Genomic DNA, 13400 nt, shown 5'->3' with positions numbered 1-13400 from the left:
TCGGCACGCCGTGATTGTGGGCAATGTCGGCGAAGCGCTTGAGGTCCAGGATCTTGCCAGCCGGGTTTGCGACCGTTTCGCCGAAGAAGCACTTGGTGTTCGGGCGGAAGGCCTTCTCGATTTCCTCGTCGCTAGCGTCCTGGTCCACGAACGTGCATTCGATACCGAGCTTCTTCATGGTAACGCTGAAGAGGTTGCTCGTACCGCCGTAGATGGCGCTGGTGCTGATGAAGTGGTCGCCCGCCTCGCAGATGTTGAACACGGCGAAGAAGTTCGCCGCCTGACCGGAGCTGGTGAGCATGGCGGCGACACCGCCTTCCATGGCCGCAATCTTGGATGCCACGGCATCGTTGGTCGGGTTCTGCAGGCGCGTGTAGAAGTAGCCGCTGGCCTTCAGGTCGAACAGGTCGGCCATGGCGTTGCTGGACTCGTACTTGAAAGTGGTGCTCTGGTAGATGGGGAGGACGCGGGGTTCGCCGTTTTTCGGCTGCCAGCCGCCCTGTACGCACAAAGTTTCGATCTTGGACATTTTTGCCTCTTGTTTAATTTCAAAACCAAATATAGATAGACGAAAGACGTGGTTCGAGAAGCTCACCAACCTAGACGAAAGATAATTCGCCACAGGCCGCCGCCACAATCACGCAACATTCCTATCCGTTTGATAGGCAAATATAGAAAAAGGCTATATCTTGTCAATGCATTTATGCAAATATTTGCATAAACTCGGGGCACGCACCATATTCCAACTTGGAATATGGAAAAAAGAGAAAAGAAGCTGCATCCTCAAATAAAGAGACCTTTTGATATCATATTAATATATTTATCTTACAATGGCATCAATCCATGGAGAATAGAATGAGAAGGAACAACCTCCCCACATCGGCAGGGATTATCCCGCTGGCCGCTTCCCTCTGCTTTACCATCCTTACCGGCTGCGGTGACGAAGGAGACGACATCACCAACATGACGAATGAGGTCACGGGCATGGAGAGGGTGACCGCATTCGCCGACCTGCCGGAATGCTCGGCAGAGAACTTCGGACTGATATACTTTGTAGCCGATTCCGCCAAGGTGTTCTACTGCGACGAGAAAAAGTGGACGACACTGAACGGCGCAAACGGAGCCGACGGCAAGGACGGTAAGGATGGTGAAGGCGGTACTGACGGAAAGGACGGTATCGATGGCAAAGACGGCGTTTCGCCGGTGCTGTTCGATTCCGCAGGCAACTACGTCCCCGGCATGGGAGACACGATAAGCGTCGTGATAAAAAAGTACGGCAAGATGGTCGAAGGGCTCGGCGAATGCAAGGACACCCGCGAAGGCGAAGTCGCCCACCTGGATTCCATCGAGGGGAGCCCCTACTATATCTGCAAGTCCAGCTCCTGGCAGACGGCGACCGCTCTGGAATACGACACCTACCAGTGGACCGACACGACCGATGGCGCAGCCAAGATCGGGGCAGTATCGCAGAAGCTCTACATCTTCGACAAGAATCGCTGGCGTGCGGCACTCGGCGCAGAAGTCGAACTCGGCGGCTGCATCGAAGCGCGCGGTGGCGAGGTCGCGAAATACTCTGGAATCTACTTTACCTGCAAGGCCAGGACATGGGAACCCTCTACGCTTCTCGAATACGATACCTACGGAAAGCCCTGCCCAGAAGACGGCTCCATAGACAACGGCGTAATCCACCCGTACAATAAGTACGTATGCGACGGCGGGAAGTTTAGGTTCGCAATGCCGATGGAAGTGGCAATAAAGCGCGGCTGCACCAGCTACAACAAGGGCGAAAGCGCGCGTTACCAGTATTCGAACTACGTATGCGATCCGGATTCGAGCAAAAAATTTTATTTCAAAGAATGGCGCGCAGGTGGTGCATACTACGACTCTATCAGGGTTGCAGACAGGGACTCTTCCGGATGGAGCTACGATTTCGACCATCTGAATATAGGCAGCATACAGGATCCCCGCGACGGAAATGTTTACAGGACAATTGGAATCAAAGGGCAAATGTGGATGAACGAGAATATGCGCTACGAGAAATCGAACAGTCTCTGCTACCATGACAGTACCAAGTACTGCAAGGAGCACGGACAATTCTACAAGTGGAACAGCGTAGATGATGTCTGCCCCGATGGTTGGCATCTTCCATCTTGGTTAGAATACGACCAAATAAATCATTCTGTTTATGATTGTCAAACAATATATGATGATGGAATAGGTAGCTGCACCAGTTTAATCTACGGAATGAAATATAATGAACCATATTACTTAGACATAGATGAAAATACCCGCGAATGGCGCGGTTTTTGCGTTGCGGGGGGTGGTTGCTATTCTTTCTATTGGACTTCCGATGTCGAGATTGATCAGACCGATAACTCCAAATACAGATGGTTAGCTGCTTTTACCGAATCTGATTATGAAAATTTCGCGTGGGGTACGTCGAATTATTACAACATCCGCTGCGTAAAGGATTCCGAGGAATAACCCGTATAATCCAATAAATAAAACTATATTTGCGCGCGATGACACCCGCGCGCAACAACATAGCCCTCTGGCATATCCTCGCCATCGCGACGATTGCGTTCTGGGGCACGAGTTTCGTGAGCACGAAGGTGCTGCTGAACCACGGATTCAGCGCCGTGCAGATTTTTACGCTGCGGTTCGCGGTCACCTACCTTATCTTGCTCGCGGCATCCCACAAGAAGTTCCGCTGCCAGAGCTGGAAGCACGAAATCATCCTGTTCATCTGCGGTATCACGGGCTGTACGCTCTACTTCTGGGCAGAGAACACGGCACTCACGCTTTCGCCCAGCAGCAACGTCTCGCTTATCGTGTGCACGAACCCGCTGCTCACCATGATTTTCGGGGGCATCCTGTACAAGGCGGAGCGCCTCGGCAAGCGGCAGGTTGTCGGGTGCCTGATTACGTTTGTCGGGATGGTGCTCGTGGTGCTGAACGGCAAGTTCATCCTGAAGCTTTCGCCCGTGGGCGACATGCTCGCGTTCACCTCGTCCGTCATGTGGGCCATCTATTCGCTGGTCGTGCGCCAGTTCAACGGTGTGTATTCTACTTTGTTCATAACCCGCAAGATGTTCTTTTACGGGGCACTCATGTCGCTGCCCGCGCTGTTCGTCGAGGCAGGCGGCAACATCCATAAAACGTTCGACATCCCGTGGCAGAACTTCGCGGAACCGGTCGTATCGTTCAACTTCGTCTGCCTCACGGTTTTCTCGTCGCTGCTCGGCTACCTCGCATGGAACAAGGTGCTAAAACAGCTCGGCACGGTGCTCGCTAGCAACTACATCTACGCCATCCCGCTCGTCACCATCATCACGGCGGTCATCGCCCTCGGGGAACGCATCACGCCTATCGCCATCGCAGGTGCGGTAGCGATTGTCGCGGGCATGGTCATGGCCGAAATGAAACGAAAATAGAGCTTTCGCTACAGGCTGCAAGGGGGCATATCTATTTCGACAACGGTCGACCCGTCGCACTTATAGTATGTCCAGGTATCATGATTGTACATGGTCATACTGTTCGGGCACGAAAAATTAATCCGTTCCACGCTATAAAGGTCAATGGAGGCGGAACCATCGTAACATTCCTCCTCGGCAGAACTTTCAGGTGTCGCAGAACTTTCGGGAAGCGCTTCGCTAGAAAGAGCATCGTCTATGGCGGCCTCGGAACTGAGCGGCAGAACTTCCTGCGAAGAACTGCTCAGCACTTCATCTTGCGATGCGCTGCTGACAGGATCTTCCTGCGCGGCAGATGCGCTAGAGCTATCATCGCAAGCGAGCATCATGGTCGAAAGTAAAGCGCCCAAGGTGAGCGGGCACAAGATTGTCGTATGGATATTTTTCATGATTCCTCCCATTCTATCAAATTTCAGTGAACCGGTCAACGACCGTTCCATCGGCAAGCGTCACCTCGCTTTCGAAGTCATTGCGATTGCGCACCCAGAGCGTTCCCTTCGGGTGGTCGGGAGTCTCGTACTCGCTGCGGTACACTACGACAGGCTCGACCGTTTCGCAGTCAAGGGCATCGGCGGTAACGACCGTATAGATCATCGTATCTTTCTTGTAATGGCGGTACCTGCGACCGGCAATTGCTTTAGACATAGGTTCTTCTCGACTAGATTCTTCGACTCCGTTTCACTCCGCTCAGAATGACGCATTATAACGTTTCACTCCTACCCAAAGGGCATAACTCAACTTGAGAACTAAAGTTCTTAGTTTCGTATAGCTCAGAATGACACGTCATCTACTCTCTAAGAAATTCAACAGCCTCGGCATGAGGGCGGTCATGTCCTTTACGCCAAGGTCATAGAGCCGCGCAAGCTTGGACTTGTCCTTTTCGAGGCGCGAAATGTCGAAACTTTCACTCGGGCGGATGCGGAACGTGGTCCCGCGATTGCACCAGTCTTCTAGAGTCCTTAGGCACTCGTTATAGCGTATATGGCGCGTCCTTGCCGCCTCGATAAACTTTGGGTACTTGCGATAGACGATTTTGAACAAGGGAACAAGCGAGTTCGGCTTTTTCACGTAGCCCTCGGGCTGCGTCACGATGACGACCTGCTTTTCAAAGCCCTTCTTCGCCATGATTTCGAACGGGATGCTGTCGGCGACACCGCCGTCCAGGAGCTTCATGCCGTCAACTTCCACGATGTGGCTCATCAGCGGAAGCGAGGCCGACGCACGAATCCTGTCCATGCCTTCGGACGTGTCGAGGTCACGGGTCAGCAGGTAGGCTGCCTCGCCCGTCTCGAGGTTCGATGCCGCAGCGTAGAATTCGGACTCGGCCGCATTCTCGCGGAACTTCTCGAAATCGAACGGGTCTATAACATAGGGAATCTGCCTGTAGCAGTAATCCACCTCGAAAAACTCACCAGTGCGGATGAGGTTCCCCCAGCCCATGTAGCGCTTGCTCGCCGAATGGACGACATCGATGCGCCTATTCCTTTCGCGCTGTTCCGAGAGGTAGCTGCAAAGGTGCGTGGCACCCGCGGATGTCCCGGCATAGCCGCCGAACTTGAGGCCGTGATCGTGCATCACGTCGAGCACGCCCGAAAGGTAGGCGCCACGCATTCCGCCGCCTTCAAGCACGAGGGCTGTATCCTTATAAAATTTCGTCATCATACATTCTCCATCAGCCACAGGAAATCCTTCGGGTGGTTCACGAACTTTTCAGGGTGCAGCTTATGTCTTGCAAAAAACTGTTCGCGAGTCATCCACACAAATCCATCGACTTCGCCCGGCTGGGGTACAAGCGACTGGATTTCTTCGTCGCTGAGAACGATCTTATAAACATCGTAATATTCATTGTCCAGATACGAGCCGCCGTTCAATACACTCTTGTGTATTGCCTCGAATACATATTCGAGATCGCGCGAACTCTTAGTTACGCCCAGTTCTTCGCGAAGTTCGCGCACGGCGGCATTCAGGCTCGAATCTCCAGCCGTAATATGTCCCGCACAGCTCGTGTCGTAAAGTCCCGGATTATTTTCCTTTTGAGCACTCCGCAACTGAAAGAGAATTTTCCCCTCGCCGTCAAAAGCCCAAATATGCACCGTACGGTGCCACAAACCTTCGGCATGTATTTTCGTACGGCCACAGGAATATCCCGAAGGTGTTCCGTCCATATTCAAAACGTCAATCTGTTCTTCCATTTTAAATCAATTCCTTCAAGACCTTTACAAAGTTTCTGTATTCTCGAATCAATCTAGCATGCGAAGCCCTAAGGTATTCGTAATCGCCGGAATTACAAGCATTTTCCATCAATTTAGCTAAACTCGCGATTTCAATCGCCCCGAGAGCAAGCGATTTTCCCTTGAGCAAATGAACAAGCATACGATAGTTTTCGTAATCTTCGATCCTGTAATACTGTTCCAGCGAAAGGTCCATCGCGCTCACGGAATATTCACGAAGCTTTTGACGGTACAAACCTTCGTCACCATCGCAACAATCCAGGCCAAGTTTTACATCGGCCAAACCGGTTTCGGCAAGGTTTTCCAAATCTTCCGGCAAACTTCGCCCCATATGTTTCATCGTCTCTTCGGCAACCTTGGCATCCGACATTTCCTGAATCGAATCCTTTTCCACATTGTTCGCCACAAGCGGCACGGCAATATTCAGGGAACTGTAATATGTATTCTGGGCATCATTTACATCGTCGGTATCACTGAAGAATTTCACCTTTTCACTAGGCAGATACTTATGCAGCATCATGATTAGAGACTCTTCGCGGACAGGTTTGACTAGAAAATCCGAGAAACCTTCACTGACACATATTTCTCGCGCATCGGGAATCGAATTCGATGTCATCAGAACAATCGGAGTTTCAGTATTGGGATGATCCGCCAAGCTCCTTATAATAGACAATGTTTCCGCACCATCCATAATAGGCATATCCTTGTCCATGAAAATAACATCGTAATGGTTACGCTTGATTTTTTCCATAGCTTCCATGCCATTATTCGCTACTTCCAACTTGACATCAGTTTCTTTCAGAAGTCCCGCCATCACGCGCAAATTCATCGGTACATCGTCGACCGCAAGCACCATGGCACCTGGGGCAGAAAACCTACGGTTCTGAATTTCTGTCGCAATGACATAGTCGCGGTAACGCCTTTCGAAATCACCCATGGATTCATTCTTCACGACTACCTGCGGAATGGTCACTGTAAATGTGGAACCCTTGCCGTAAGCGGAATCCACCGTAATCTTGCCCCCCATCAAATTGACGAGACTATTGGTCAACGAAAGTCCCAAGCCCGTACCGGCATCCGACAAAGTACCCACCGTTTCACTGTGACGGAAAGCGATAAATAGATTATTCAATTCCTCGTCACGAATTCCGATACCCGTATCCTGTACGGAAATAATCAGATTTATCCTGTTCGAACCATGAGGTTCCGAGGCAATGCGTTCATAATCAACCTTGAGCATCACCGACCCCGAGGCAGTATACTTTACCGCATTCAAAAGCAGATTGTTGATAATCTGCCGCACGCGGATTTCGTCACCGAAGAGCTCCGTAGGAATGGTCTGGTCCACTTCAATTTCCGAATGGAGCGACTTGTCATTTGCCCTCAACTTGAGCATATCGTAGCTTTCGCTAAGAACCGAGAACAGATTGTACTGAACAGGAACAAGTTCCATGTCGCCGGCTTCCATCTTGGAAAGATCGACAACATTGTTCACCAGCGACAATAGCGACATACCCACACTCTGGATACTCCGTGCATATTCCTTGATAGTCGGGTCCTTGTTTTCCTTCAAAAGAATCGTGTTCACGCCCAGAATGTTCCCGATCGGGATGCGGAGTTCCTGACCGATGACTCTCAACACACTGTAGTCCACTTCGGAAGTCTTCTTGGGAGTTTCCTCCAGCAGTCGCCGACGGTTCCGCTCATAATTTTGCCGGAAAATCAAGAAAACTATGCCCATGCTCATTGCAAAGAACAATATTAGGCAACCCACAACCTTGAACACTAGTGAAGGCACCTTTTCCGCATTCAGCCCTAGGCTTTTTTCAGGCACGACTCCCGAGACAAAAAGGTTCTGCGCACTGAGTTCATGCATAAAATAGTAGTAGATGCCATTGCTTCTTTTTTTACGAATTATGGCAACATTTGATGTCTGCAATTTTTTCCGAAGCACCTTGAAAGCATCGTCAAATCCATCATCTGTGGCCTCGCCCATAAGCAAGTGTCCCTTGCCGTCGCGAATAGAAACAAATCTTTGTCTGTCTATCTTTGAAAAATCAATCAGCAATTCGTCACTAAAGACTGAATAGAGTTTATACAGGACCCCCTTCACGTTTCCGTTAGAAAAAATCGGAACCGTCAGAAGAACACCCTTCTCTTCGTTGTAGCTCACAAAGGGTATTCCGCGGAACGACTCCACCACGCCCTGGAAGTCCTTTGGCTTTATGACCATCGAAGAATCACCCCAAGTGCACTTACCATACAAATCGATAATTCCATACTGAGCGTTCTTCTCTATCCGATTCACGGGAGCAAGAATTGCATCGATGTTCATCCAATCATTTTCAATCTGTTTCGCAAGATTCTTTAGAGAAGCAAGATGCGCCTCTATCTTGGAATCGAGTGCAGAAGCCAACACAAGCGACTGCTGCTGAACCTGCATGTTCATGCTCCTGATAAGCAGGGCATCCATCCTGATTCGTAACAAGACACACACAAGACAGAGAACCGCCATAAAGGCCGCTATCAAAATCACCATCTTGACATGGATTCTCGATCCCCTTTCCTTAAAGTCCATCGACAACTCCCTTTACATACCAGTTAAAGCGGTGCTGCATTTCTTCGTCCGTCATGCTCTCACCCGGTCCGACATGTATCCGACCATGATTATCTTCAATCGGCCCATAAAAGACATCGAAGGTTCGCTCCTCGAGCCTGTGCCATTCCGATTCCACAATTTGACGGACGGAATCACTCACTGCAGCAGCCATTGGCGCAAGGTCCATGATTCCGCTTTCGATACCAAGCCATTCGCTACGGGCCACGAACTTATTTTGCTTCACTTCATTAATCTTTTTCCTGTAGAAATTTTCCCAATGCCAAATCGGAGCCGTCAGGAAAGATTCCAGATACCGCTGACTGTTATCCAAGTTACACCCGATAATCCATACCCCTTTCTCCTCTGCCATCTCATACGGACGGTTAACATCCGCTTTCACCGAGAACACGTCGACTTTACAGGTATCCACCAAATACTGAGTCGCCGTCGCGGCCATGTTCTCATCAAACCAGGATCCACTCCAGCTGACATACACATTAGCTTCGGGATTCACCTTGCGGACACCCAGTGTAAAGGCATTTATTCCCCTATTCACTTCAGAAATATTCATGCTCGCCAAGTAGCCGACTCTATTATTTTTCGTCATGAGTCCTGCCACTATGCCCGAAAGATACCACATCTGGTAAATTCTCCCCATAAAAGTGAGCACATTAGGATAAACACGCTCCCCCGTCGCATGAAAGAATTTCGTTTCCGGATGTCGATGAGCCACACGAGCCACGGCATCCCCGAATCCAAAGGAGTTCGCAATCACGATCTGAGCCCCATTGGCAATAGCGCGCTCCATAATCTCTTCAGCCATGGAATTCGTCGGGACATTGTCGTAATATGCAATTTCCAGATTCAATTCCCTAGACACTTTTTCCAAGGCTATGTAATGTGATTCATTCCAGCTATGATCCAGGCGGGGTCCCGTCATCACCACAGCGATTCTCATCGGCGAATCGTTCACCTTCGCACCTGTATTCGAATCCTTCAACATCAGAAAGATCGCGACAAGGCATGCAACGGCAATCGCTGCAAAGAATTTGACTAGCCTTATCACTTCTCGAGACCCTCACGAATCTTGGTCTTCAATTCCGCCAGCAGCCCCATGATACGCCTATGATTTTTCTGCACATAGTCGTATTCCTGCTTACGACAGGCATTTTCAAGAGCATCGATTTCCTTCACCATTTCCTCGGCGCCTACAGCCGAAGAAATGACGCTTAGATTGCGAAGTCCCGCAATATAACCTACCCAGTCAGAATCCTGGAAATTTCTGTCGACATCGGTTGCCGAATCCGAATCCGCATATTCCTGGAGCATTTCCAGGTACAGCGACTCATTGTTTGCGCAATATTCAAGGCCGGCCGCCGTATTGAGGATTCCCCTGAACAGAGAAAGCTTCTGATTTGCAGACAGGGCCATACTCGCGGCAAGATCTTCCTCTTCCTTGGTTATCGGTACAGGCTTGTAGGTGTAGTCCTCGTCCGTCTGAAGGTCCGCATTCGTCAAGATTAACCGGGCCGGCAAATTCCATTTCAATATACGGAACAGGTCCTGTTCCTTGAACGGTTTTGACAGGTAATCGACAAAGCCGAGACTCAAGTACGATTCCCTCGATTCCATAAGCGCTTCGGGAACAACCACGACTATGGGCGTATCCCTGTTTACGCAGTTTTCAAGATTCTTGATATGCTTGAGTATATCGGAGCCGTCCATTCCCGGCATCACATAATCCAGGAAAATCAGGTCATAGCGTTTTGACTGAACCAGCTTTAGGCACTGGGAGCCGTTAATAGCCGTATCCACCTGGATCTTGGTGCCCTTGAGCATGCCACGGAAGACTCTTAGATTCATGTCGACATCATCGACTATCAACACGCGGGCCTCGGGAGCGAACAGCATCTCGGTGGAATTCTTTTTCTGGTGAGCGGAACTCCGGTAACGGGCAGTAAAGTTGCCGATGGGCTCCATATTCAAAACGAGCTGCGGAATAGACACCATGAAAGTGGTTCCCTCGCCAAAGCGGCTCTTGACTGTAATTTCTCCACCGCTCCTCTCAACAAGTTCCTTCGTCAGGCTCAGTCCCAGTCCAGTCGTCGCCTGCGCCTTGGCACTACCGCGTCCAATATTCAGGAACGCATTAAAGACGCGGTCCAAATCCTCTTCCCGGATACCGATACCCGTATCGCGCACAGAAATCTTGAGCATGATGTAATCTTCGGGTTTCTGCACCGATGCCGACGGCACCGCATCGAAACCGACAGACAATACAACTTCACCCACTTCGGTATACTTGATTGCATTCGAGAGCAAATTCGATATAATCTGTCTGATATGCTTTTCATCCCCCCACAGGCAACAGGGAAGGTCGGAGTCGCATTCCAGCGAAAAGCGTAGATTCTTTGCAGAGGCACGCGGCGACAAAGCATCAAAACATTCCGACAGCACCGTGAACACGTCGTATCCCGACGGCACCGTTTCCAGTTTTCCCGATTCAATCTTGGAAACCTCAAGAATATCGTTCACCAGGGAACGTAAACCCTGCGTCGCCATCTGGATGTTCTTGACATATTCACGAAGTCCGTCATCGCGGACTTCCTTCATCAAAATGGAATTGAGGCCGAGAATACCATTAACCGACACGCCTATTTCACTGCTCATGTTCGAAAGGAACAACGACTTGGCATGATTCATGCGGATTTCCCGCATAAGCGCCCTATAAATCATGACGAACATCAAACCAATCAAAACAATCACGCCAAGCGCACAAAGCAGTTGTCTTGCGATGAGTCCGAGAACACCGCTAATAAAAGTAGGTTCCTCTACAACACGAACGACATACAGGTTTTCGCGCACGAGCGCTGAATGGACGCGGTAGCGCTTATTTCCCTTCTTTATCAAAAAGGGTTTCTCATTCGACAGTAGGACTTCGCGGGCAACATGACCTTCCGACGACTCCCAAAATTCCGAGGACATGTAGTCAAGTCCCAGCTGAGTCACATTGGAATGAGCCATAACCACGCCATTCTTGGCTAGAACCATCCACCAGTCATTTTTACTCACCGGGTGCATACTATTCTGCAGCACCCTCAAGTCCAGATCCAGCGCAAGCACGTTCTTTCTGTCAGAAAGTCGCTGACTTACCGTGATGACCACCTCGTTGTTTCGCAAATTGACATGCGGAGGAATCCATGCAACACGGCCCTGGGACATCAGGGCCTCCTTATACCACGGACGGTGAGATGCCAGATACCCTGCAGCCGGCACCCATCTCATGCCGTCGATAAAGGCGCCATCGATAAATCCGTAAAAATCCCCCATTCCCTGCTCGCGCATTTCAAAATTGCGAGCCGTTTCCTTTGCCAAAAAATCTTCGACCTGGGTCAGTGACATGCTATCCGCAAGCATCGCGTCAACCGACTTGCAGGTTAAATCCAGGATTTTTTCACCATGTTTCAAAAAATTGCTGACCGTGACCGAATTGTCCCTATTGATCGTTTCCTCAAGTTTTGCCGTATTATCCCGGACGAACGATATAGATGACAATACGATATAGACCACCGAAGCGGCAAAACAGATGGCGAGAAAAACCATGACGGCGACAAAGTGCACCCGTAAAAACTTTTCATTCTTATTAAAGAACATACAAGTAAAATATAAGATTAAATCGGAAAGAGCGTTCCTTTTTTGTATTTTAGGGGTATGAACTTTGACAAACAGAAGATTTCCGGTCTTTTAGAGACCGCCAAGGCCGAAGGTATTTTCAGCAGGGCTGTAGCCGGATTCCTGCTCCCCGACGGTTCGCATAAAATTCTGACGCTTGACACGGCTGAAAACACGGTTTTCGACATTGCGAGTCTCACCAAGGTATGCCCCACATCTACGCTCGCCCTCAGCTACATTCTCGAAGGTAAGCTCTCGGTAGACACCAAGGCCATAGACTACATTCCTGAACTTCAGACAAATTTTCGCGAAGACATCCGCATCTTTCATCTGCTTACGCACAGCCTCGATTACCGCGTACCCATGAAAACTTTGCGCACGCTCCCCGCCGAAGGCATTCTGAATGCCCTATACACGTATCAGTTCGAACATGAACCCGGAGCCGACTTCAACTACGGCAACCCCGCGAGCGTGCTGCTCGGAATCATTCTACAGCGTCTCACTGGCAAGGACCTGCAACAGCAGGGACGCGAACGTTTCTTTATTCCGCTGGGCATGAACCGCTCTGGCTGGGACCCGCTTACCCGCGACTGGAACCCTATTCCGAAAGAAGAAATTTCACCGACCGAAATTTGTAGTTTCAGGAACCGCGAGATCCAGGGCGAAATCCACGACGAAAGCGCCTGGGTACTGCGCAAGCTTTTCCCTGTTGGCAGCGCCGGCATGTTCAGCTGTGTGCCCGACTTACTTAATTTTGTACAAACTATTTTAAGTGATGGCGTCGCCGCAGACGGTAAGCGGGTCATGCCTGCGGGCATCTTGAAAATGGTCAGCGAGAACGCCTTTGCGCTCGATACGGCAAACAAGTACTCCACCGCCAAGGAAGCCTGCACCGCTCTCGGCTGGGAACTGAACAGCGAAAAGTTCATGGGCACCCACATTTCACCGCATACCTTCGGCAAGACGGGATTCACCGGAGCAAGCATCGTCGCCGATCCCGACAAGGGAGCCGCTGTCGTACTGCTCAGCAACTTTACCTATCCGCACCGAGAAGCAAGCGCCGACCGTATTCACGCCTTCCGCGCCAAGCTCTGCGATGCATTTTTCTAAATTTGGGCGCGATGGAATTCGACATCACATCTCTAGTCCTCTACGCCGCCTACTTCGTTTTAGGCGCTATCGTAAGCCTTATCAACAGCATTGCAGGCGGAGGCTCTACGCTAAGTCTTCCCATCATGATTTTTCTCGGGCTTCCCGCTACCGTGGCTAATGGCACGAACCGCATCGGGCTCATCATCGGAAACTTCAGCAGCGCATTCAACCTGGCGCGTCACGGCTACCTGAACAAGCGTATCTTCTTTCAGCTGCTCACACCTACAATTCTCGGCGCTCTCATCGGAGCATGCTTTTTAGTACGCATTGGCG

Annotated in this window: 12 protein-coding genes; 4 read left to right on the top strand and 8 right to left on the bottom strand. The window is 50.3% G+C overall.

Going from position 1 to position 13400, the window contains the following annotated elements:
• Positions 1-529: aminotransferase class I/II-fold pyridoxal phosphate-dependent enzyme (locus Q0628_RS10015; protein WP_298770637.1), on the bottom strand; the 529-nt coding region annotated here is incomplete at its 3' end.
• A gap of 326 nt (positions 530-855) precedes the next feature.
• Here Q0628_RS10015 and Q0628_RS10010 point away from each other — a divergent pair.
• Together Q0628_RS10010 and Q0628_RS10005 are read left to right on the top strand one after the other, a co-directional pair.
• Positions 856-2484, top strand: a complete 1629-nt coding sequence (locus Q0628_RS10010; RefSeq protein ID WP_298770635.1) for an FISUMP domain-containing protein — start codon at positions 856-858, stop codon at positions 2482-2484.
• 38 nt (positions 2485-2522) lie between these two features.
• Complete coding sequence (locus Q0628_RS10005) at positions 2523-3434, top strand: DMT family transporter (protein ID WP_298770633.1); 912 nt, start codon at positions 2523-2525, stop codon at positions 3432-3434.
• 8 nt (positions 3435-3442) lie between these two features.
• On the opposite strand, the gene Q0628_RS10000 is transcribed toward Q0628_RS10005, so the two are convergent.
• The 7 genes from Q0628_RS10000 to Q0628_RS09970 form a co-directional block, all read right to left on the bottom strand.
• Positions 3443-3862 (bottom strand): hypothetical protein, encoded by a 420-nt coding sequence (locus Q0628_RS10000; protein ID WP_298770632.1) that lies wholly within the window; start codon positions 3860-3862, stop codon positions 3443-3445.
• 16 nt (positions 3863-3878) lie between these two features.
• Positions 3879-4118, bottom strand: coding sequence for a DUF1653 domain-containing protein (locus Q0628_RS09995; RefSeq protein ID WP_298770630.1), 240 nt, complete (start codon positions 4116-4118; stop codon positions 3879-3881).
• 138 nt (positions 4119-4256) lie between these two features.
• Positions 4257-5135: a patatin family protein gene (locus Q0628_RS09990; RefSeq protein WP_298770628.1), complete on the bottom strand. Its 879-nt coding sequence runs from the start codon at positions 5133-5135 to the stop codon at positions 4257-4259.
• Entirely contained in the window at positions 5132-5665 is a 534-nt protein-coding gene (locus Q0628_RS09985) for an NUDIX domain-containing protein (RefSeq protein ID WP_298770625.1), read from the bottom strand. The genes Q0628_RS09990 and Q0628_RS09985 overlap by 4 nt, the downstream gene beginning before the upstream one ends.
• Before the next feature lies 1 nt (position 5666).
• On the bottom strand, positions 5667-8282 hold the full coding sequence (locus Q0628_RS09980) for an ATP-binding protein (RefSeq protein ID WP_298770623.1): 2616 nt from the start codon (positions 8280-8282) through the stop codon (positions 5667-5669).
• On the bottom strand, positions 8272-9369 hold the full coding sequence (locus Q0628_RS09975; protein WP_298770621.1) for a BMP family ABC transporter substrate-binding protein: 1098 nt from the start codon (positions 9367-9369) through the stop codon (positions 8272-8274). Before Q0628_RS09975 ends, Q0628_RS09980 begins: the two co-directional genes overlap by 11 nt.
• Positions 9366-11957: an ATP-binding protein gene (locus Q0628_RS09970; RefSeq protein WP_298770619.1), complete on the bottom strand. Its 2592-nt coding sequence runs from the start codon at positions 11955-11957 to the stop codon at positions 9366-9368. Before Q0628_RS09970 ends, Q0628_RS09975 begins: the two co-directional genes overlap by 4 nt.
• 57 nt (positions 11958-12014) lie before the next feature.
• On the opposite strand from Q0628_RS09970, the gene Q0628_RS09965 reads away from it, so the two are divergent.
• Together Q0628_RS09965 and Q0628_RS09960 are read left to right on the top strand one after the other, a co-directional pair.
• On the top strand, positions 12015-13085 hold the full coding sequence (locus tag Q0628_RS09965) for a serine hydrolase (protein ID WP_298770617.1): 1071 nt from the start codon (positions 12015-12017) through the stop codon (positions 13083-13085).
• Between the two features lie 11 nt (positions 13086-13096).
• A partial coding sequence (locus tag Q0628_RS09960; RefSeq protein WP_298770615.1) for a TSUP family transporter occupies positions 13097-13400 on the top strand: 304 nt, incomplete at its 3' end.

This window comes from uncultured Fibrobacter sp. (genome assembly GCF_937877005.1).
In the GTDB taxonomy this organism is placed as follows: domain Bacteria; phylum Fibrobacterota; class Fibrobacteria; order Fibrobacterales; family Fibrobacteraceae; genus Fibrobacter.
This window is presented reverse-complemented; position numbering and strand designations above follow the sequence as displayed.